This is a genomic window from Pectobacterium sp. PL64 (assembly GCF_022477975.1).
Lineage (GTDB): Bacteria > Pseudomonadota > Gammaproteobacteria > Enterobacterales > Enterobacteriaceae > Pectobacterium > Pectobacterium jejuense.
On sequence record NZ_CP092070.1, the window covers coordinates 692,162 to 712,837 of the forward strand.

The 20,676-nt window shown below is 50.1% G+C and carries 17 protein-coding genes, 1 other RNA gene and 2 pseudogenes; 10 read left to right on the forward strand and 10 right to left on the reverse strand.

Features of this window, described 5'->3' with window-relative positions; translation table 11 throughout:
- Window positions 1–130 precede the first annotated feature (130 nt).
- The 3 genes from ppiD (at window position 131) to HP572_RS03000 (ending at window position 3,019) form a co-directional block, all read left to right on the forward strand.
- Window positions 131–2,011 carry a peptidylprolyl isomerase gene (gene ppiD, locus HP572_RS02990; RefSeq protein WP_240584748.1) on the forward strand — a complete coding sequence of 627 codons (1,881 nt, stop codon included), beginning with the start codon at window positions 131–133 and terminating at the stop codon, window positions 2,009–2,011.
- 138 nt (window positions 2,012–2,149) lie between these two features.
- A complete protein-coding gene (locus tag HP572_RS02995; protein WP_014914531.1) occupies window positions 2,150–2,515 on the forward strand; it encodes a helix-hairpin-helix domain-containing protein in 366 nt (121 codons plus the stop codon).
- 105 nt (window positions 2,516–2,620) lie between these two features.
- Complete coding sequence (locus tag HP572_RS03000) at window positions 2,621–3,019, forward strand: thioesterase family protein (RefSeq protein WP_039485489.1); 399 nt, start codon at window positions 2,621–2,623, stop codon at window positions 3,017–3,019.
- A gap of 94 nt (window positions 3,020–3,113) precedes the next feature.
- On the opposite strand, the gene queC is transcribed toward HP572_RS03000, so the two are convergent.
- Together queC and HP572_RS03010 are read right to left on the reverse strand one after the other, a co-directional pair.
- Window positions 3,114–3,809, reverse strand: a complete 696-nt coding sequence (gene queC / locus HP572_RS03005) for a 7-cyano-7-deazaguanine synthase QueC (RefSeq protein ID WP_240584749.1) — start codon at window positions 3,807–3,809, stop codon at window positions 3,114–3,116.
- A gap of 159 nt (window positions 3,810–3,968) precedes the next feature.
- On the reverse strand, window positions 3,969–5,045 hold the full coding sequence (locus tag HP572_RS03010; RefSeq protein ID WP_305852613.1) for a PLP-dependent cysteine synthase family protein: 1,077 nt from the start codon (window positions 5,043–5,045) through the stop codon (window positions 3,969–3,971).
- A gap of 368 nt (window positions 5,046–5,413) precedes the next feature.
- On the opposite strand from HP572_RS03010, the gene HP572_RS03015 reads away from it, so the two are divergent.
- The 5 genes and pseudogenes from HP572_RS03015 (at window position 5,414) to amtB (ending at window position 11,520) form a co-directional block, all read left to right on the forward strand.
- Window positions 5,414–5,875, forward strand: coding sequence for an Lrp/AsnC family transcriptional regulator (locus HP572_RS03015; protein ID WP_039511030.1), 462 nt, complete (start codon window positions 5,414–5,416; stop codon window positions 5,873–5,875).
- Between the two features lie 78 nt (window positions 5,876–5,953).
- Window positions 5,954–7,723: a SmdA family multidrug ABC transporter permease/ATP-binding protein gene (locus HP572_RS03020; protein ID WP_240584750.1), complete on the forward strand. Its 1,770-nt coding sequence runs from the start codon at window positions 5,954–5,956 to the stop codon at window positions 7,721–7,723.
- Window positions 7,716–9,494, forward strand: coding sequence for a SmdB family multidrug efflux ABC transporter permease/ATP-binding protein (locus HP572_RS03025; RefSeq protein WP_240584751.1), 1,779 nt, complete (start codon window positions 7,716–7,718; stop codon window positions 9,492–9,494). The genes HP572_RS03020 and HP572_RS03025 overlap by 8 nt, the downstream gene beginning before the upstream one ends.
- 360 nt (window positions 9,495–9,854) lie before the next feature.
- Window positions 9,855–10,193 (forward strand): P-II family nitrogen regulator, encoded by a 339-nt coding sequence (gene glnK, locus HP572_RS03030; protein WP_205552781.1) that lies wholly within the window; start codon window positions 9,855–9,857, stop codon window positions 10,191–10,193.
- Between the two features lie 39 nt (window positions 10,194–10,232).
- Window positions 10,233–11,520 (forward strand): annotated as a pseudogene (amtB, locus tag HP572_RS03035) (ammonium transporter AmtB).
- Window positions 11,521–11,658: 138 nt separating this feature from the next.
- Here the strand turns inward: amtB and tesB are convergent.
- Window positions 11,659–12,522, reverse strand: a complete 864-nt coding sequence (gene tesB / locus HP572_RS03040; protein WP_205552777.1) for an acyl-CoA thioesterase II — start codon at window positions 12,520–12,522, stop codon at window positions 11,659–11,661.
- Between the two features lie 212 nt (window positions 12,523–12,734).
- Here tesB and HP572_RS03045 point away from each other — a divergent pair, with 212 nt between their 5' ends.
- Entirely contained in the window at window positions 12,735–13,316 is a 582-nt protein-coding gene (locus tag HP572_RS03045) for a YbaY family lipoprotein (protein WP_240584752.1), read from the forward strand.
- A gap of 19 nt (window positions 13,317–13,335) precedes the next feature.
- On the opposite strand, the gene HP572_RS03050 is transcribed toward HP572_RS03045, so the two are convergent.
- A complete protein-coding gene (locus HP572_RS03050; RefSeq protein ID WP_010282239.1) occupies window positions 13,336–13,656 on the reverse strand; it encodes an MGMT family protein in 321 nt (106 codons plus the stop codon).
- Between the two features lie 185 nt (window positions 13,657–13,841).
- Between HP572_RS03050 and ffs the strand changes: the two genes are divergently transcribed.
- Window positions 13,842–13,938, forward strand: an RNA gene (gene ffs / locus HP572_RS03055) — signal recognition particle sRNA small type.
- A 441-nt stretch (window positions 13,939–14,379) separates the two neighbouring features.
- Here ffs and HP572_RS03060 read toward each other — a convergent pair.
- The 6 genes and pseudogenes from HP572_RS03060 to HP572_RS03085 all read right to left on the reverse strand — a co-directional run bounded on the left by HP572_RS03060 (window position 14,380) and on the right by HP572_RS03085 (window position 20,599).
- Complete coding sequence (locus HP572_RS03060) at window positions 14,380–14,583, reverse strand: HHA domain-containing protein (RefSeq protein WP_005976087.1); 204 nt, start codon at window positions 14,581–14,583, stop codon at window positions 14,380–14,382.
- Window positions 14,584–14,637: 54 nt separating this feature from the next.
- On the reverse strand, window positions 14,638–15,006 hold the full coding sequence (gene tomB, locus HP572_RS03065; protein WP_010282247.1) for an Hha toxicity modulator TomB: 369 nt from the start codon (window positions 15,004–15,006) through the stop codon (window positions 14,638–14,640).
- A 598-nt stretch (window positions 15,007–15,604) separates the two neighbouring features.
- Complete coding sequence (gene ykgO, locus HP572_RS03070; RefSeq protein ID WP_005976091.1) at window positions 15,605–15,748, reverse strand: type B 50S ribosomal protein L36; 144 nt, start codon at window positions 15,746–15,748, stop codon at window positions 15,605–15,607.
- 17 nt (window positions 15,749–15,765) lie between these two features.
- Window positions 15,766–16,014 carry a type B 50S ribosomal protein L31 gene (locus tag HP572_RS03075; protein WP_240584753.1) on the reverse strand — a complete coding sequence of 83 codons (249 nt, stop codon included), beginning with the start codon at window positions 16,012–16,014 and terminating at the stop codon, window positions 15,766–15,768.
- A gap of 233 nt (window positions 16,015–16,247) precedes the next feature.
- Window positions 16,248–19,377, reverse strand: a pseudogene (locus HP572_RS03080) (efflux RND transporter permease subunit).
- A 28-nt stretch (window positions 19,378–19,405) separates the two neighbouring features.
- A complete protein-coding gene (locus HP572_RS03085; protein WP_205552769.1) occupies window positions 19,406–20,599 on the reverse strand; it encodes an efflux RND transporter periplasmic adaptor subunit in 1,194 nt (397 codons plus the stop codon).
- Window positions 20,600–20,676 lie beyond the last annotated feature (77 nt).

Genomic DNA, 20,676 nt, shown 5'->3' on the forward strand with positions numbered 1-20,676 from the left:
ATGGCAGACGTGGCGGGCAATAAGCTTAAGTGCGCCCTAGCCTTGTATTGGGCTATAGCAATCGCAAGGATGCATGGCTCCGGCCAGCGCAGGGAGTTTTATCCATTCTACAGCGGAGTGTTGTCACATTATGATGGACAATTTACGTACGGCCGCGAATAACGTCGTGCTCAAAATTATTCTTGCTTTGATCATCGCATCATTCGTTCTAACTGGCGTTGGTGATTATCTTATTGGTGGTTCAGGAGATTACGCTGCAAAGGTGAACGGGCAGGAAATTACCCGCGCACAGCTTGAGCAGGCGGTACAGAACGAACGCAGTCGTCAGCAGGAAACCTTGGGGGAGAATTTCTCTCTTCTGGCGAGTAATGACGGCTACATGCAGCAATTGCGTAGGCAAGCACTCTCCCAACTCATTGATGAAACCTTGCTGGATCAGTATGCCAACAAGCTGGGACTGAACATCAGTGATGAGCAAATCAAACAGGCGATCTTTGACGTTCCCGCGTTTCAGACCAACAACCGTTTTGATAATGAAAAGTATCTGGATCAGGTTCGTCGCCTTGGCGTAACGCCGGATATGTATGCTCAGATGCTGCGTAAGCAACTGACTTCACAGCAACTGATTCGCGGCTTTGGGAATACCGCATTCCTGCTGCCGCAGGAGATCGATAACCTGGTGAAACTGGCTGCACAAGATCGCGTTGTCCGTGTCGCAACCATTGATATTGCTGCCAAGGCGAAAGCGCAGACGGTTGCTGACGATGAGATCCAGAGTTATTACGATCAAAACAAAGGGAATTTCATCGCACCGGAAGAATTCAAAGTCAGCTATATCACGCTGGATGCGGCAAGCATCATGGACGGCGTGAAAGTTGACGATGCTGCCATCAACGATTTCTACGAACAGAATAAGAGCGACTATTCTCAACCTGAGCGCAAGAAATTCAGCGTTATTCAGGTGAAGAATGAGGCCGATGCCGCGTCTATTCTGGATGCGCTGAAGCAAGGCGGTGATTTCGCTACGCTGGCGAAAGAAAAATCAACGGACGTTATCTCGCGCCGCAACGGCGGCGATCTGGGATGGATGGACGAAAACAGCATGATTGATGAGCTGAAGCAGGCAAAACTGACAGAGAAAGGTCAGGTTTCCGCAGCGATTAAATCCTCTGTTGGCTATCTGATTGTGCGTCTGGATGATGTTCAGCCGCAGCAGGTCAAACCGCTGAGCGAAGTGCGTGCCGAGATCGCTGAGAAAGTGAAGCACGAGAAAGCGCAGGATGGCTACTATGCGCTGCAACAAAAAGTCAGCGAAGCGGCCAGCAATGACAACGAGTCTCTGGCTTCAGCAGAAGAAGCTGCCGGTGTGAAAGCAACGCAGACCGAGTGGTTTACGCGTGAGAAAGTTCCTGCTGCGCTGAACTTCCAACCGGTAACGCAGGCTATCTTTAGCGGTGCGCTGCTGGGCGAGAATGGTGCTGCGGGCAACAACTCTGATGTGATTAACGTCGACGGCGATCGTGCTTTCGTTCTGCGTATCACTGAGCACAAGCCTGAAAGTACTCGCCCTCTGGATCAGGTTCGTACCGAGATCGTAGAGACGCTGAAACGTCAGAAGGCTGAACAGCAGACTCGTGTAGATGCTGAAAAAATTCTGGCTGAGCTGAAGCAAGGTAAAGATGATGCGCTTAAAGCTGCGGGTCTGAGCTTTGGTGAGGCAAAAACGATGTCTTCTATCTCTCAGGGTGATGCAACGGCTGAGGCAATCTTTGCTATGCCGCATCCAGAGAAAGATAAGCCATCTTATGCGATTACTCAGGATCAAGCCGGTAATGTCGTGCTGGTCGCGCTGGATAGCGTGACGCCACATCAGCTAAACGATGAGCAGAAAACACAGTTTGCTAGCCAGGTTCAGCAAGGTTCTCTGGGCGCGCTGTTTGATTCTCTGCTGTCCAGCTTGCGTAGTGAAGCGAAAATCAAGATGGGCAATGCGGCGCAAGAACAGCAATAAGCTCCGCAAAAATTTGCAAATCGTTGCAACAACAAAAGGCCGCTTTCGCGGCCTTTTCCACATTTAAATTCTGCTGTTTGCGGTGTTGATGGGTCTGCGGCAAGGTAGCCGTGCTGTCACACACAAGGAGGAAACAGCATGAAAAAATCAGGAATAAAAGCACTGTGCTTAATCATTGGGATGAGCTTGTCTGGGTTGCCATTACTGAGTCAAGCGGCACCTAAAGCCGCCGACAGTACGGCAACAGCGGTGAAGTCTGCGCCAGCAGATCAGAAAGCGGAAAAAGCAACGCTGCCTGATGGTGATGAGGATAAGGTAAGCATTAATGCAGCAAGCGCCGCTGATTTGGCTGAAATAATGAATGGTGTTGGCCTTAAAAAGGCGGAAGCGATCGTTACCTATCGTGAGCAAAATGGTCCTTTTACCCAGATCGATCAATTAACTGAGGTACCAGGAATTGGGGCGGCGTTGGTTGAGCGAAATCTCTCTCGTTTAAAACTGTGATGTCAGTCGCAGCCCAGTCGAGCACTTCCTCTGGGTTGCGAACCTCTGCTAGGCTAATTACCAGGTCATACCAGTTGTTGGTTTTGTCACAGGAGTATTACCGCTATGCAGACTTTCATTACCGTTCGTGGTTATCACATTGATGTTTATCAGCACGTTAATAACGCGCGTTATCTGGAATTTCTGGAAGAGGCGCGTTGGCAATGGCTGGAAACGTTGCCTGCTTTTGGCTGGATGCATAGCAACAATATCGCTTTCGTCGTGGTGAACATCAATATCAACTATCGCAAGCCTGCCGTTCTCGGTGACGTGCTGCGTATTGATAGCGAACTACTGCAGATGAATACGAAGAGTGGCGTGATCAGTCAGAAGATAACCCGAGTGTCTGATGAAAGCGACGTGGCTGATGCCACGCTGACGTTTGTCTGCATCGATTTATCGACGCAAAAATCACTGCCGCTGGAGGGAGAACTACTGGAACACCTAAACGAGATTCGCCGTTAACATGGGGCAGCAGGCCACTACCTGTAAGCATGGCCTGCTGTTTTTACATGGTGTGATGTTTCTGCGTGTAGAGCCTGCATGGCGATGTGAAGTCTCAGCGTAACCCTGCTTTCTGCTTCAGCGATGCCATGATAGCCGTGGAATCGTTTTGATACTGCGCAAGCCCGTTTGCTCGCAAATGGCAGGCGGCACATTGACCACATCCATCACCCTTGATGCCGTTATAGCAGGTTAGCGTGTGGTAACGAACAGTATCGAGCTGCTGGTAATAATCCGCTAGCGCCCATGTTTCGGCCTTATTAAGCCACATCAGCGGGGTTTCAAAACGGATATCGCGGGCAATACCTAAAACAATGGCCTGATTCAGGGCTTTGACGAATTCGTCGCGGCAATCAGGATAGCCGGAAAAATCGGTCTCACATACACCAGTAATGACGGCCTCGGCACCAACCTGGTAGGCGTAGATAGCGGCGAGCGTCAGGAAAAGAATATTTCTTCCTGGAACGAAGGTATTGGGGATGCCTTGCGCATTGGCGTCGTAATCGGGAACGGGAATACTGTCACGCGTGAGGCTGCTAGTGGCGAGTTCATTCAGCAAGCCGACGTCCAAAACCTTATGCGCTGTTGCCCCCAGTTTCTGGCTGAGTTCCTGAGCGACCTCAATTTCCGCGCGGTGGCGTTGCCCGTAATCGAAGGTGATGCAGTGGACGTCATCATAATCTTGCAGAGCCTGAATCAGGCAGGTTGTGGAATCTTGTCCACCGCTAAAAACGACAACAGCACGCTTCATTCTTCATTCACCTTAACGCGACGTTAACCGCAATACGTCTGTAACGCACAGCGGTGTAAAGTCGCTATTTTACCTGAAAAGCTCTGTTAGCTGAAAAATCATGTTATCTGAAAAGTAGCCCGCATTCAGCGCTGCGGCTGCGTGCTGAATAGGCTATCGTCACGTCAGGTTGGCTTCAGAGGAAAGGTGAGATATCTCTGGGTTGTTCAGCGTATTGAGATAAGGGCTAATGTCACCAATATTTTTTTCTACCCAACTGCTGTTGTAGTAGGTGTCCAGATAGCGTTCGCCGCTGTCGCAGAGCAGAGTCACAATCGCCCCTTTTTGACCTCGCTTCACCATCTCTTTGGCCAGTTGCAGCATGCCCCAGACGTTGGTACCGGTAGAGGCTCCCGCTTTGCGGCCTAACATGCTTTCCAGCCAGTACAGCGTTGCGATGCTGGCGGCATCCGGCACTTTGATCATGCTATCAATGACGTCAGGAATAAAAGACGGTTCAGCACGCGGGCGGCCGATCCCCTCGATCCGACTGCCGCACGGGCCAGTGATGGAACGATCACGCTTCTGGTAACAGTCGTAGAAGACGGAGTTTTCTGGATCGACGACGACCAGTTGCGTATCCAGCCCCTGATAGCGAATGTAGCGTCCGAGTGTGGCTGACGTACCGCCAGTTCCTGCGCTCATCACGATGTAATCCGGCACGGTATGCGGTTCACGTGCCATTTGGCGGTAAATGCTGTCGGCAATATTGTTATTGCCACGCCAGTCGGTGGCGCGCTCTGCGTAGGTGAACTGATCCATATAATGGCCGTTCATCTCTTGCGCGAGCTGTTCGGATACGGCATAGATTTGTCCTGCCTGTTCGACAAAATGGCAGCGGCCGCCATAGAAAGCGATTTGCTCGATTTTTCTTTTTGCGGTGCAGGAGGGCATAACGGCGATAAACGGTAGGCCAAGCAAGCGTGCAAAGTAGGCTTCTGACACGGCGGTGCTGCCGGATGACGCTTCAATAATCGGCGTGCCTTCTTTAATCCAACCGTTGCACAGCCCGTAGAGAAACAAAGAACGCGCCAGGCGATGCTTCAGACTGCCGCTGGGATGTGTGCTTTCATCTTTGAGGTAAAAATAGATACCCGGATAATCCGGCAGGGTCAGACGGATAAGATGCGTATCAGCCGAACGCTGAAAATCTGCTTCGATAGCGCTGATGGCATTTTTAACCCAGGCATTGGTCATGATGAAAACTCAGTTAGGCAGTGATGCGAATAGAGTAACGAGTTTTCAGGATAAAAAAATTACCTTTTTATCTCCCTTTAGCTAATTTAAGGGAATTATTTACCCTTTTATTCTTTATGTGTGGGTTATCTTTCTAGTAAAGCGCATAGCGAGGCGCTATCTCAGAAATTATGGTGACGGCGGGGCTCATGTAACGAAGGCCAGTAAGGTTATCGCTATGTCGATGTTGCCAATAATGCTATCACCGCGATTCTGGGCGGGAAGAACATTACTTTTCTCTCTTAATGGGGGAAAGTAGGGGGAGTTTTCTATCAGTAGCGCTATTTTTAGGTAAAACTACATTAGATAAAACCATATTAGGTATAACTATGTTAGATAAAATTGATCGCACACTGCTGAATATGCTGCAACAGGATTGCACGCTTTCGCTACAGACGCTGGCCGATGCGGTTAATCTGACATCCACGCCGTGTTGGAAACGGCTGAAGCGTCTGGAAGAAGAAGGGATCATCCGGGCTAAGGTGGCGCTACTGGATAATGAGCGTCTGGGGTTAGGGCTGACGGCGTTTGTCTTATTGAAGACGCAGCAGCACAACCGCGACTGGTATCAGACCTTCACCCGCGTAGTATCCGACATGCCGGAGGTGTTGGCTTTCTATCGTATGGCTGGCGAATACGATTACCTGATGCAGGTTCAGGTCGCTGATATGAAAAGCTATGATGATTTCTATAAGCGGCTGGTGAATGGAATTCCCGGGCTGGTCGATGTAACATCTAGCTTTGCTATGGAACGAATCAAACATACCACGGCACTGCCCTTATCCCTGTGATTCATCATCCATCCGTCTTTTGTATAATCACTTGTCTGAGTCTGTCATGACCCGTCTGGCTATTGGAATGAAAACCGCGTGAGACTTTTTGCTCAACTGAGTTGGTATTTTCGCCGCGAATGGCGGCGCTATCTGGGTGCTGTTGCGCTATTGATTGCGATTGCCATCCTGCAATTGCTGCCTCCTAAATTGGTCGGCGTGATCGTCGATGGCGTGACGCAGCACGGCATGTCGATGACCGAAATGATGAAGTGGATTGGCGTGATGCTGCTGACTGCCGTCATGGTCTATCTGCTGCGCTACGTGTGGCGAGTATTTCTGTTTGGTGCGTCATACCAGTTGGCGGTTGAGCTACGAGAGGATTTTTATCGTCAACTGAGCCGTCAGCATCCGGCATTTTACCAACGTCACCGTACCGGCGATCTGATGGCGCGTGCGACTAACGATGTCGATCGCGTGGTCTTTGCCGCCGGAGAAGGCGTGCTGACGCTGGTCGATTCGATGGTGATGGGGTGTGCCGTACTGGTTGTTATGTGTACTCAAATCAGTTGGGAACTGACCCTGCTGGCGCTGCTTCCTATGCCGGTCATGGCGATTTTTATCAAACGCTACGGCACCCAATTACATAACCGTTTTAAATCCGCACAGGCCGCGTTTTCTTCGCTTAACGATCAGGCGCAGGAAGGTTTGACCAGCATTCGGATGATTAAAGCCTTCGGGTTGGAAAACTATCAGTCCGCGCGTTTTGCGCAAGCTGCGGCGGATGCTGGTGCCAAAAATATGCATGTTGCTCGAGTGGATGCCCGCTTCGATCCCACGATTTATATTGCCGTGGGGCTGTCGAATTTACTGGCGATTGGCGGCGGCAGTTGGATGGTGATTAACGGTTCGCTGACGTTAGGCTTGTTGACCAGCTTTGTCATGTATCTGGGATTGATGATCTGGCCGATGCTGGCACTGGCCTGGATGTTTAATATTGTCGAGCGTGGTAGCGCGGCATATAGCCGTATTCGACAGCTGCTTGCGGAAGATCTCGTGGTGAAAGACGGTGAGGAATCACTGCCTGCCGAGCGGGGCGTACTGGAAGTAAATATCTCCGCGTTTCGCTACCCGGATAATACCCGTGATGCTTTACAACATATTCAGTTTACGCTGGCGCCGGGCAATATGCTGGGGCTATGTGGGCCGACAGGATCGGGGAAAAGTACGCTGCTGGCGTTGATATTGCGTCATTTCGATACCCAATCAGGAGAGATTCGTTATCACGATCGTCCATTGAGCGCCATTCGGTTGGATGAACTGCGCAGCCGTTTTGCCGTTGTGGGGCAAATGCCTTTTTTGTTTTCCGATACGGTGGCGCAAAACATCGCACTGGGTCGGCCTGATGCTACCCAGCAAGAGATAGAACAGGCGGCACAGCTTGCCAGCGTTCATGACGATATTCTGCGTTTACCTCAGGGCTACCAGACTGAAGTTGGTGAGCGCGGTGTGATGTTATCTGGCGGTCAAAAACAGCGCATCGCGATTGCCCGTGCGCTGCTGCTGGATGCTGAAATTTTGGTGCTGGACGATGCGCTGTCTGCGGTTGATGGGCGTACGGAACACCAGATTTTGCAGAATCTCAAAACCTGGGGCGAAAAGCGGACGCTGATCATCAGCGCACATCGCCTGTCAGCCCTAACCGAAGCGAATGAAATCGTGGTGTTGCAGCAAGGACAAACGGTGCAGCGTGGCACACACCGGACGCTGGCGGCACAACCTGGCTGGTATCGGGATATGTACCGTTATCAACAGCTGGAGGCGGCACTGGATGATGTGCCTCAGTTGGAAGGAACGAAAAATGAATAGCCCTCAACAGTTTTGGCCAACCCTGAAACGCCTGCTGGCCTATGGTTCCCCCTGGCGAAAACCGCTGTTACAGGGCGTCCTGATGCTGTGGATTGCTGCAATTGCTGAAGTCTCAGGCCCTGTGTTGGTGAGCTATTTCATTGACGATTTGGTAGCAAAAGGCCAGTTCCCGCTGGCGATTGCGGCGGGCCTGGCAATGGCCTATATCCTGCTGCAAATTCTGGCGGCCTCGCTGCACTATTTCCAGACGCTGCTGTTCAACCGCGTTGCGGTTGGTGTCGTCCAGCAACTGCGCATTGATGTGATGGATGCGGCGTTGCGCCAGCCGTTGAGTACATTTGATACGCAACCTGTCGGGCAACTGATTTCACGTGTTACCAATGACACCGAGGTGGTTAAAGACCTGTACGTCATGGTGGTGTCAACGGTATTACGCAGTGCGGCGCTGGTTGGTGCGATGCTGGTGGCGATGTTCAGCCTTAACTGGCAGATGGCGCTGGTTGCACTGATGATTTTCCCTGCGGTAGCGACGGTCATGGTGCTGTACCATCGCTTTAGTACGCCGATTGTGCGCAAGGTGCGGAGCTATCTGGCTGACATTAATGATGGCTTCAACGAAGTGATTAATGGTATGGGCGTGATTCAGCAGTTTCGCCAGCAGGCCCGCTTTGGCAAGAAACTGGGGGCCTCTAGCCATGAGCACTATGAAGCTCGGATGAAGGCCCTGCGTCTGGAAGGTTTCCTGCTGCGGCCGTTGCTGAGCCTGTTTGCCGCGCTGGTGCTGTGTGGCTTGTTAATCCAATTCGGTTTCAGCTCAATGGGATCGGTTGGCGTCGGGGTCTTGTACGCGTTTATCAACTATTTGGGCCGTCTGAATGAACCGCTGATTGAACTGACAACTCAGCAAACGATGTTGCAGCAGGCGGTTGTCGCCGGTGAGCGTATCTTCGAACTGATGGATGGCAAAAAGCAGCGCTACGGTGATGATGAGCGTCCGCTGGCGACGGGGCGTGTCGATATTGACGATGTCTCTTTCTCGTATGGCACAGAAAAACGCGTGCTACAGAATATTTCGCTGACGATACCAGAGCGCGGATTCGTCGCGCTGGTCGGGCATACTGGCAGCGGGAAAAGTACGCTAGCCAGTTTGCTGATGGGATATTACGCGCCGGATGAGGGGGAGATTCGGCTTGATGGCCGCCCGCTGTCGACGCTCTCTCATGCGGTGTTGCGCCAAAATGTGGCAATGGTGCAACAGGATCCGGTTGTGCTGGCGGAATCCATGTTTGTGAATGTGACGCTGGGGCGTGATATCAGTGAAGAGTCCGTCTGGCGCGTACTGGAAGTGGTGCAGCTTGCTGAATTGGTTCGGGCTTTCCCTGAAGGATTGCATACGCGCATTGGCGAGCAGGGGAATAACCTGTCTACCGGACAAAAGCAGCTGTTGGCGATTGCGCGGGTACTGGTGCAAACGCCTAAGATCCTGATTCTTGATGAAGCGACGGCGAATATTGACTCGGGTACGGAGCAGGCGGTGCAAAAGGCGCTGCGCATTATCAGGGAACAGACAACCTTGATTATTATCGCCCATCGGCTTTCCACTATCGTTGAAGCCGACACGATTATGGTGCTCCATCATGGGCAAACCGTTGAGCGGGGGACGCATGAGCAACTGCTGCAACAGCAGGGGCGCTATTATCAAATGTATCAATTGCAGCTCGCTGGAGAGGATCTTGCAGCCACCAGCACTGAGCCTGATCCTGCGCACTAAGACTTATCTGGGATAGTCTCTCGGTCTGCACCGCCTTGTTTGGTGCAGACTGACAGTCTATTCATGGCTTCGCACCATCAATAAGCATCGTGATTCTGGTTTTCCCCCGCACTGCACTGAAAATACTCTTCGTGCACCAAGTTAGTGCAATTCTTGCCCAATTCTTCCTGCATTTCTTTCCCACCGGGTTTTCTTTTTGCCCTTTCTTATCGTTAATCGCGTTCTCTTTCCTGATTTGTGCCAGATAAATCATTTATGGCACACCCTTTGCTTTAGTCATGACGTAGACCTACTTCATAGAGCATGTAATCGAACAAGTGACGGGCGAAAGCCTGAACGTAATGGCTAGGGGGAAGATAAATGAAACTGGTTACTGTGGTGATAAAACCATTCAAGCTGGAAGATGTACGTGAAGCGTTATCTTCTGTCGGCGTCCAGGGACTCACCGTCACTGAGGTGAAAGGATTTGGTCGTCAGAAAGGGCACGCGGAGCTATACCGCGGCGCAGAATACAGCGTTAATTTTTTACCTAAGGTAAAAATTGATATCGCGATTGCAGACGACCAGTTGGATGAAGTGATCGACGTCATCAGCAAAGCTGCGTACACCGGAAAAATTGGTGATGGCAAAATTTTTGTCGCCGAGTTGCAAAGGGTTATCCGTATTCGTACGGGTGAAACTGACGAATCCGCACTTTAACAACACCTAACGTAGATACGTAAATAGGGATGGATGAAAATGAAAAAATTACTCTCTTCATTAGGTCTCGGTGTGGCGGCATTACTCCCGTCCTGGGCAATGGCTGCGACACCGACGATTGATAAAGCGGACAACGCTTTTATTATGATTTGTACCGCACTGGTACTCTTTATGACTATACCGGGCATCGCATTGTTTTACGGCGGCCTGATTCGTTCTAAGAACGTTTTGTCCATGATGACGCAGGTGAGCGTAACGTTCGCGATGGTTTGTATCCTGTGGGTCGTTTACGGATATAGCCTGGCCTTCAGCGAAGGTAACGCCTTCTTCGGTGGTTTCAGCACCTTTATGCTGAAAGGCATCGGGATTGAATCCATCAGTGGCACCTTCTATCAGTTCGTACACGTGGCTTATCAGGCTTCCTTTGCCTGTATCACCGTTGCGCTGATTGTTGGGGCGATTGCTGAGCGTATCCGTTTCTCTGCTGTACTGATCTTTGTTGCGCTGTGGCTGACGTTCTCCTACCTGCCGATGACGCACATGGTATGGGGTGGTGGCTATCTGGCTGCGGATGGCGCGCTGGACTTTGCTGGTGGTACGGTGGTTCACATCAACGCCGCAGTTGCTGGGTTGGTTGGTGCTTACCTGCTGGGCAAACGTGCTGGTTTTGGCAAAGAAGCCTTCAAGCCGCATAACCTGCCGATGGTGTTTATCGGTACGGCGATCCTGTACATCGGCTGGTTTGGTTTCAATGCGGGTTCTGCGGGTGCTGCGAACGGTATTGCCGCTCTGGCTTTCCTGAACACCGTTGTCGCGACTGCTGCTGCAATTCTGGCATGGGTTGGCGGTGAGTGGATGGTCCGCGGTAAGCCTTCTCTGTTGGGCGCATGCTCTGGTTGTATCGCGGGTCTGGTGGCAATCACGCCAGCAGCGGGTACGGTTGGCGTGGGTGGCGCACTGATCATCGGTCTGGCCGGTGGTGTTGCAGGTCTGTGGGGCGTAACGGTACTGAAAAGATGGCTGCGTGTGGATGACACCGTGTGATGTGTTCGGTGTTCACGGCGTGTGCGGTATCGTTGGCTGTATCCTGACTGGCGTATTCACTTCTGCATCACTGGGCGGTACTGGCTATGCGGAAGGCGTGACGATGGCACACCAGATTTGGGTGCAGCTGTTCAGCGTGATTGTTTGTCTGGTGTGGTCTGGCGTGGTGGCATTTATTGCCTTCAAGATCGCGGACATGGTTGTCGGCCTGCGTGTACCTGAAGATCAAGAGCGCGAAGGTCTGGACGTCAACAGCCATGGCGAGAGCGCTTACAACCAATAAGAACGCGTAAATTAATTCGTGAGATAGTCAGAATACAGTAAGCAGGCGTGGGGGAGACTCCACGCCTGTTTTATTATCAGTCTTAAACTAACCACCCCGGATGAGATGGTCCTTTACATTACGAGGCTGTTGCAAGGTTTACGGCTGGCGGCGACGTATGACACCTTCCTGCACGCTGGATGCAACCAGCACGCCTTCCCGAGTATAGAATTGCCCACGAACGAAACCACGCGCACCGGATGCAGATGTGCTTTCTACGGTATATAACAGCCAGTCATCCAGCCGGAAATCACGGTGGAACCACATTGAGTGATCGATGGTGGCGACCTGCATACCCGGCTCCAAAAAGCCAACGCCGTGAGGCTGCAAGGCCGTAAGTAGGAAATTGCAGTCAGACGTATAGCCGAGCAGATATTGGTGAATACGCTTATCGTCCGGCAGCGGGCTGCTGGCACGGCACCAGACGTGTCGCACTGGCTCGTCTACTTCGCCTTTTAGTGGGTTATGGAATTTAACCGGGCGTATCTCAATCGGGCTGGCCTGAATAAATTTATCGTGAAAGCGGGGCGGCAGAAGGTGCTGCATGTCTTGTGCGATTTCCTGCTCGGATTTCAGATCTTCTGGTGGTGTGACGTTTGGCATCACATTTTGGTGCTCAAACCCTTCTTCATGACTTTGAAATGAGGCCGTCATATAAAAAATAGGGCGACCATTCTGGATAGCCCTAACGCGCCTGGCGCTGAAACTGTTGCCATCGCGCAGGTTTTCAACGTCATAAATAATCGGTTTCTGGCTATCGCCGGGTAGCAAAAAGTAGCTGTGGAAAGAGTGAATGTTGCGCTCGACGGGGACAGTCTGTTTGGCAGCCGACATGGCCTGGCCGACGACTTGCCCACCAAAGACCTGACGCAGCCCCAAATCATCGCTTTGTCCGCGGAATAGCCCTTCTTCGAGTTTCTCTAAATGCAGGAGGTCGAGAAGGTGTTGTAGTGGTTGACTCATGGTATCGGCCCCAATGGATGCGAATAAATAATTATCTGTTTGTTTTGTAAGGTGTAAAATATTTTCTTATGGGTTTTTACTGCAATGAATGTGTGGATTTCAGGAAAATATCAGAATTTTGCACCATCATTATTGTGTTGGGTGAATCATACTATTTATGAGTGCCGGTTTTCGATACCGGTAGTCTGACAATAATAAAGGAGACTGACCGAATGAAATTATGGCATATATTAGGCGGTATCACGTTATCGATGACTCTGGTTGCATGTGCACAGAGGGGTGATTATGGCGTTTCTCCTCAAACGGGTGCACCTGTCACCTCTGTTTCTTCACAGCGCCCCGCTGTTGCAATGCCAGCGGTAACCGGTACGGTGAATATTCGTCAGCGCATTGCACTCCCTCACAACGCCGTTTTAACCGTTACGGTGTCTGATGCATCGCTGGCCGATGCTCCTTCAAAAGTGATCTCTCAGCGCGTGACGCGTACAGAAGGAAAGCAGGCACCTTTCCGATTCGAGTTACCGTATAACCCGGCTGATATTCAGCCCAATGCGCGTATCTTACTCAGTGCAGCCGTTGCGATCGATAATCGTATCGTGATGGTGACGGAAAACGTCTTGCCGGTTATTAGCAACGGGGTAAATAACGCCGATTTGGTGCTGGTACCTGTCGCCTCTGTTCCCTTACCGGCGAAAAATCAGGGATCAATGATATCTAACCCGACAAATCAGACTCCTCATATGCTTCAGGGGCAGCCTGACTCATCATCTATGGCACCACAGACCATCTGGTAATTCATCTGGATACGCGCCGTTATGGCGCGTATTGCCAGCGATATTTCGCAAGATCAACTTTTCCCTGACGATTGAAAATGATGCCCTCCGCCTGTAGTGCTGACTTTTGACGCACATAGTCTCCACCGACCAGCGATATTTCGCCTTTACGATTGATTACCCGATGCCAGGGAAGTTTGCTGTCTTTCGGCAGACGTTTTAATACTCCGCCGACTTGTCGGGATGCTCTGGGCGAGTCAGCAAGCTGCGCGATGTCGCCATAGGTCGCTATCTTTCCGTAAGGGATTGCCGCGACGATTTGAAAAACGCGCTGGCGGAAATTATCGTTTTCTTCTGACATCCGCGGATATTCCTGCTGTTCCTAAACCGATTGAACATCATAGTGGCACAGTGGGGTGGGTAAGAAAACAACGGTTAGTCGGTGTTAGCTTGCAATTGCCTATCCCATCGCCGATAATGCCCACCGCTTTGTGACACGTTGCGATTATCATGTGCAAGCCGTTATAAAGTCGTCAATGGAGGCCCTGTCGGTTCTCCCGCAACACTAACCTGTGGATTCGGTCAGGTCCGGAAGGAAGCAGCCGCAGCAGGAGACGTGTGTGCCGGGATGTAGCTGGCAGGGCCTCCACCATTTCTGCCCTCGTTAGCCGCTTCATCTCCTGCATATAAACTACATTCTCTGCCATAAACCCGTTTCTGACATACATAACAGCCGAGCCCCCACTTTCTGCTCGAGAGATGTCATTTACCGATCTCTGTTTCTTCGAGAAGATGAGTTTGTATGTTTACTTAGCGAGTAATAATTGCGGTAATTATTACGACCTCTGTTTTCATCACTGGATATAGTATTCGTGGATGCTATCAATGCGATTGTTATAAACGATGAGTGTCGGGGAAATAAGCGTAAAGTGTGAGGAGGAATTCATTTTTACTTAATATAAAAAATACAATTTGTTACAAGTCTTACGCAATTAATACGTTAAAAAGATAATAAAAACAAAGGCCGATAATATTATCGGCGCAGTGTATTTAATGTCAGTTTTTGTATACGTTTCGTTAGGAATTAACGAACGTAGCGCCATACGGCAGTAGGGACTTTGTCGTAGAGTTTGTTCATCGTCAGTTCTGCCAGGCGATGATCGGCTGCGGAAAAGAACATCTCCAATTCATCATTAGAGAGTTCATACTTGTTTTTTTCAATAACGCGTTCGAGAGTGTCAATGGTTGTGCATTTACGCAAACGCATCAAATAGTCGATTTTTTTCATAATGGCCTATGCAAGCAGTACCTGGTGGTTAAAAAAATATAAATAAATTATTGCTTAAGTTTTAGCAGGCGTACAGATGTTCTCCCCTGAGAACATTCCGAATAATTTTGCTTTGGACTTCTGCCAACGCCGTAGTTCAGCATCATTAATACCATAGTTGCTAAACAAGACGTAAGTATCATCCAAATACTTTTCAACCTGCTCTGAAAGCTCACTTTCGTTAGGGTATTTTATTTTAAATGTGAGAATAAACGTAGCGATATGCTCAATAAGTTCATTTAATTGGAGATTGATCGCAGATGTTGGATCATTGACCCAGCCGTGACTGCTATCGCCTAACGTCGCTATGCTTTCGTCACACAGATTCTCACATAAGAATCTGAGTTGGGCAATATCATAATGTTTTGGTGTGTACTCATCCATATCAATCCCTCCGTTAAGCCGTTATTCAGTGTTACTGCGGTTAACACCTGGTAAACAGGTAGACTGATGAAACTTACAAGATAAAACGTTAACGTTGTTTCGTATTCATGTTGTTACAGACAGGGCGTTGAACCATTGTGATTTGTTCTGTAATGAATGAGAAAACAGTGATTATCGTCCCTCCTGGTATCTACTATGTCGCGAAATAGGGTTGGCGTAAATACCAACATCTCATGACTTAACCTTAAGTATAGCTATACCATGTTGGTTACGGTTACGTCATTCTATATATGACTATAGCAAAAACGTTCGTAAAATTCGCGGATAATAGGTAAGGTTTTCACTGCTATTTATTTTGATTAATCCTCAGATTTTTTTGTTGTAACAATGAGCATAGAATAAACTTGTCTGCGGCTTATTTAATTATTTCTATCTGAAAATATGAGAAATGGCAGAAGGAATGCGAAGAGATTGCTCAGAGGATAAGGGCTTTTGGTACTCGTTATCTTATTGTTTCAGCAGTTTTTTCACGCGAATCATCCCGTGCAGTCTTGTTAGCGTCATAACACCGACTGTATCGGGATGAAGTCGAGAAAGATTAACCTTTTTTCTTTTTTCCGCCTTGTACGGCCTTAAAGCGCGGGTTGGATTTGCATATAACGTAAACTCGCCCGCGACGGCGGACCACAATACAATCCTTATGACGATTCTTTGCTGAACGTAGCGAACTAAGCACCTGCATTTTACAGCCCTCTCTGATTACTTGAAGAAGTTGCCAAAGCGCTGCTGGAAGCGCGCTGTGCTGCCTTCTTTGGAATATTCTTTTTGCTTCCCGGTATAATAGGGATGCGATGCCGAAGAAACGTCAATGGTGATGTAAGGGTAGCTGGTACCCTCCAGTTCAATAGTTCGATCGGTTTTAATCGTTGATCCCGTTTTGTAATAAACATCCACGCTGGTGTCATGAAACACCACCGTGCGATAGTCAGGATGAATACCTGCTTTCATAGTTGCCTCATTTGTTATGTTATAACATATCTATTATGTTGCGCTTTTTTGACATCAGGATCAACCATTATGTTGTTGCAAGGCTGCAGCATGCGCTAAGTCACTATAGCGGCGGATAAAGATACAAACGGTACTGTGCTCGTTTGGTGAGAATGAGTTGAGAGGAAAGGGCAGGAAAAGTAAAAAAGGCCGCTAGGCGGCCTTTTAGAGGGGGTATCGATGGATGTTCAGACTTAGTGCGCTGTTGTGTCGTCTACTTTTTTGCCAAAACGGCGGCGGACAACAACAAAGAACACCGGAACGAAGAAGATAGCCAGCACGGTTGCTGTAATCATCCCGCCCATTACGCCAGTACCAACGGCGTTCTGTGCACCTGAGCCTGCACCACTACTGATAACCAGCGGCATTACACCGAGGATAAAGGCAAGTGATGTCATCAGGATTGGACGCAAACGCATACGAACGGCATCAAGCGTTGCTTCAATCAGTCCTTTCCCTTCTTTCTCCATCAGATCTTTAGCAAATTCGACAATCAATATGGCGTTCTTCGCCGATAGCCCTATGGTTGTTAGCAGGCCCACCTTAAAGTAAACGTCGTTTTCAAGACCTGTCATATTCGCTGCAATCAACGCACCGATGATCCCCAATGGAACCACCAGCATGACGGAGAACGGTATTGACCAGCTCTCATAAAGCGCTGCCAGACACAGGAACACGACAATCAGTGAAATGGCATAGATTGCAGGTGCCTGGTTGCCTGATAACCGCTCTTGATAGGACATACCCGTCCATTCGTAGCCGATACCTTGCGGTAATTGGGTCACGAAGCTTTCCATCAATGCCATGGCTTCACCGGTACTCTTACCTGGCGCGGCTTCACCTTGGATCTGCATGGATGGTTGGCCGTTATAACGCTCCAGACGCGGTGAGCCATATTCCCAGTGGCTCTGCGTGAATGCAGAGAATGGCACCATCTGTCCGTTGCTACCGCGGATGTACCAGTTTTTGATGTCATCCGGCAGCATACGGAAAGGCGCATCGGCCTGAACGTAAACTTTCTTCACACGACCGCGATCGATAAAGTCATTTACATAAGAACCACCCAGCGTGGTTGCCAATGTTGAACTGATATCCGACAGTGACACACCAAGCGCCTGTGCTTTTTCCTGATCGATATCGAGACGGAATTGCGGAGTATCTTCCATCCCGTTAGGACGAACTTGCACCAGCGTATCAGGATGTTGTGCCGCCATACCCAGCAGTTGGTTACGTGCTTCAGTCAGTTTTGCGTGCCCAAGGTTAGCCTGGTCAATCAACTGGAAGTCGAAACCTGTTGCCGTACCCAGTTCGATAATCGCAGGAACGTTGGCTGCAATCACGATAGCTTCTTTGTACTGGCTGAAGACGGCGTTAGCTCTGCCTGCAATCGCCTGGACTTTATTTTCTGCGCCGCTTCGTTCACTCCAGTCACTCAGGCTTGCGAAGGCCAGACCGGCATTCTGCCCACGACCAGAGAACCCGAAGCCTGTCACGGTAAACACAGACTTGACGTTACCTTTCTCATTTTCGAGATAGTATTGCGTCATTCTGTCCATGATTTTCTGCGTGTTTTCCTGCGTTGCCCCTGAAGGCAACTGAACGATGTTCAGGAGAACACCCTGATCTTCGTCTGGCAGGAAGGAGGTCGGCAAACGTAAGAACAGAAATGCCAGACCTACAACAATCAGCAGATAGATGACCAGATAACGGCCTGTGCTGCGCAGGATATTTGCCACACTGTCGGTGTAGTGATTAGTGCTTTTCTCGAACAGTCTGTTGAACCAGCCGAAGAAGCCTTTCTTCTCACCGTGATCGCCTTTGGCGATGGGTTTTAGCAGCGTTGCGCAAAGCGCTGGTGTCAAAATCAATGCAACCAGAACCGACAGCACCATCGCAGAAACGATTGTGATGGAGAACTGGCGGTAGATTGCCCCTGTTGAACCTCCGGTAAACGCCATCGGGACGAATACCGCGGACAGAACCAGCGCAATACCGACCAACGCGCCTTGGATCTGCTCCATGGACCGTTTTGTCGCTTCTTTAGGCGGTAGACCTTCTTCCGCCATGACACGCTCCACGTTTTCCACGACGACAATGGCGTCATCCACCAGAAGCCCGATGGCGAGAACCATCGCGAACATCGTCAAGGTGTTAATGGAATAACCAAACGCGGAGATGAATAGCAAACGTCCCCAGCAAGACGACCGGCACCGCAATGGTTGGGATCAGCGTGGCGCGGAAGTTCTGCAAGAACAGATACATCACCAGGAATACCAGTACGATGGCTTCCACCAGCGTTTTCACAACTTCGTTGATCGAGATCTTAACGAAGGGCGTTGTATCATACGGGTAGACCACTTTCAGGCCAGAAGGGAAGAACTCTTCCAGCTTGGTCAATGAATTTTTTACTGCGGTCGCGGTATCCAGTGCGTTCGCACCGGTTGCCAGTTTGATACCGATACCAGCAGCGGGCTGACCATTGAAACGTGCAATCGTGTCATAACTTTCTGCGCCCAACTCAACGCGGGCAACATCTTTAAGACGAACCTGAGACCCATCAGCATTAACCTTCAGCAGGATTTTAGAAAACTCCTCTGCTGAGTTGAGTCGGGTTTGGGCAATGATAGATGCGTTCAGCTGTTGGCCGGGAACGGGTGGAGCTCCCCCCAACTGTCCTGCTGCGATCTGGTTGTTTTGGACTCTGATTGCTGCGGTGACATCGCCTGAAGTTAACTGATAGTTGTTCAGTTTGTTTGGATCCAGCCAGATACGCATTGCGTACTGAGCACCAAACAGCTGCGCGTCACCTACGCCGGATGTACGGCTGATAGGATCTTTAACGTTAGCCGCCACGTAGTCAGCGATATCTTCCTGCGACATTTTACCGTCTTCACTGATGAAGGCGGCAACCATGAGGAAGCTGCTACTTGATTTCTGAACGTTAACCCCTTGCTGCTGTACTTCCTGCGGCAGCAGCGGCATAGCCAGTTGCAGTTTGTTCTGCACCTGAACCTGCGCGATGTCCGCGTCCGTACCTGCGTCAAAGGTCAGCGTAATCTGCACGGTACCTGAAGAGTCACTGCTTGATGACATGTACATCAGGTTATCGATACCGTTCATATTCTGTTCGATAACCTGCGTCACGGAATCTTGCAGCGTTGATGCATCGGCCCCTGGATACGTTGCTGTTACTTCAATCGCGGGTGGTGCGATCGTTGGATACTGGGCAATCGGTAATTTAACAATTGCCAGCAGCCCCGTCAGCATCACCATGATGGCGAGCACCCATGCAAAAATGGGTCGATCTATAAAAAACTTAGCCATGAATTATACCGGCTCCTGTTAGAACGTCTTAAGACTTCGCGGGTTCTGCTGACGCTTGTTGCGCCTGCTGATTTTCTTGAGCGACTTCTTTAGCTTTCACCTGCGCACCAGGTCTGATTTTTTGCAGACCAGTGACGATAACGCGATCGCCCGCTTTCAAGCCTTCGGTAACCAACCATTTGTCACCAATTGCCTTACTGGTTTTAAGCGTGCGTGGTTCTACTTTATCGCCTTCTCCAACCACCATCGCCGTGGCCTGACCACGTGGATCGCGGGTGACGCCCTGCTGCGGTACTAACAAGGCCGTTGGGTTAACGCCGGAATCGAGGCGAGCGCGTACAAACATTCCGGGGAGAAGGTTGTGCTGTGGATTAGGGAAAATGGCGCGCAGCGTGATGGAACCAGTGGTTTCATCGACCGTGACATCAGAGAATTCTAATGTACCTGCTTCAGCGTATTCGCTACCGTTTTCCAACAGTAGACGGACATTGGCTTTGCCTTCATTTTGTTTCAGCGTACCGTTTTCCAGCTCTTTCTTCAGCTGCAGGAAATCATTACTGGACTGCGTGACGTCAACATAAATCGGATCAAGCTGTTGAACGGTCGTTAATGCTGTTGCTTGCCCGGTTGCCACTAATGCGCCTTCCGTTACCGTTGATTTACCTACACGGCCTTCGATTGGCGAATTAACTTTGGTGTAAGCCAGATTAATTTGTGCGGTGTCCACTGCTGCTTTGGCAGCCTGAACGGCAGCATCAGCCTGACGAGAAGTGGCAACGGCCTGATCGTAATCCTGCTTGCTGACGTAGTTGGTGCCCAGCAGCGGCTTATAACGATTAACGGTCAAACGGGCAATTTCTGCCTGAGCCTGAGCCTGAGCGAGTGAGCCTTTGGCGCTGTTGTAGCTTGCCTGGTATGTCGCAGGATCGATCTGATACAGCGATGCGCCAGCTTTAACGTCAGACCCTTCAACGAAGTTGCGTTTGAGGATAATGCCGCCAACCTGTGGGCGAACCTCAGCAATGCGGTAAGCACTTGTGCGGCCCGGCAGCTCGGTCATCACATTCAGTGCTTCCGTCTTCAACGTAACAATACCTACTTCAGGCATCTGCTGCTGTGCGCCGCCTTGCTGGTTGTTGCCGTCATCACATCCTGCGAGCATTAAGCCGCCGGAAAGCATCAGAACTGCCGCCAGAGGCGTTAGCCCTCTGTTTTTGTTCATAGATAAACCTCAAGTGTCCGATTTGAAATTGACCAATGGATCACAAGCTCAAAAACCCATTGCTGCTATAGTCTTAT

What these genes read in the sequence shown, in the direction of transcription:
- HP572_RS03000 (WP_039485489.1), top strand. Translation starts at nt 2,621, where the DNA reads ATGCAGACTTTCATTACCGTTCGTGGTTATCACATTGATGTTTATCAG.
- ppiD (WP_240584748.1), top strand. Translation starts at nt 131, where the DNA reads ATGATGGACAATTTACGTACGGCCGCGAATAACGTCGTGCTCAAAATT.
- glnK (WP_205552781.1), top strand. Translation starts at nt 9,855, where the DNA reads ATGAAACTGGTTACTGTGGTGATAAAACCATTCAAGCTGGAAGATGTA.
- HP572_RS03085 (WP_205552769.1), bottom strand. Translation starts at nt 20,599, where the DNA reads ATGAACAAAAACAGAGGGCTAACGCCTCTGGCGGCAGTTCTGATGCTT.
- tomB (WP_010282247.1), bottom strand. Translation starts at nt 15,006, where the DNA reads ATGGATGAGTACACACCAAAACATTATGATATTGCCCAACTCAGATTC.
- HP572_RS02995 (WP_014914531.1), top strand. Translation starts at nt 2,150, where the DNA reads ATGAAAAAATCAGGAATAAAAGCACTGTGCTTAATCATTGGGATGAGC.
- queC (WP_240584749.1), bottom strand. Translation starts at nt 3,809, where the DNA reads ATGAAGCGTGCTGTTGTCGTTTTTAGCGGTGGACAAGATTCCACAACC.
- HP572_RS03025 (WP_240584751.1), top strand. Translation starts at nt 7,716, where the DNA reads ATGAATAGCCCTCAACAGTTTTGGCCAACCCTGAAACGCCTGCTGGCC.
- HP572_RS03015 (WP_039511030.1), top strand. Translation starts at nt 5,414, where the DNA reads ATGTTAGATAAAATTGATCGCACACTGCTGAATATGCTGCAACAGGAT.
- HP572_RS03060 (WP_005976087.1), bottom strand. Translation starts at nt 14,583, where the DNA reads ATGAAAAAAATCGACTATTTGATGCGTTTGCGTAAATGCACAACCATT.
- ykgO (WP_005976091.1), bottom strand. Translation starts at nt 15,748, where the DNA reads ATGCAGGTGCTTAGTTCGCTACGTTCAGCAAAGAATCGTCATAAGGAT.
- HP572_RS03045 (WP_240584752.1), top strand. Translation starts at nt 12,735, where the DNA reads ATGAAATTATGGCATATATTAGGCGGTATCACGTTATCGATGACTCTG.
- HP572_RS03075 (WP_240584753.1), bottom strand. Translation starts at nt 16,014, where the DNA reads ATGAAAGCAGGTATTCATCCTGACTATCGCACGGTGGTGTTTCATGAC.
- HP572_RS03010 (WP_305852613.1), bottom strand. Translation starts at nt 5,045, where the DNA reads ATGACCAATGCCTGGGTTAAAAATGCCATCAGCGCTATCGAAGCAGAT.
- HP572_RS03050 (WP_010282239.1), bottom strand. Translation starts at nt 13,656, where the DNA reads ATGTCAGAAGAAAACGATAATTTCCGCCAGCGCGTTTTTCAAATCGTC.
- tesB (WP_205552777.1), bottom strand. Translation starts at nt 12,522, where the DNA reads ATGAGTCAACCACTACAACACCTTCTCGACCTCCTGCATTTAGAGAAA.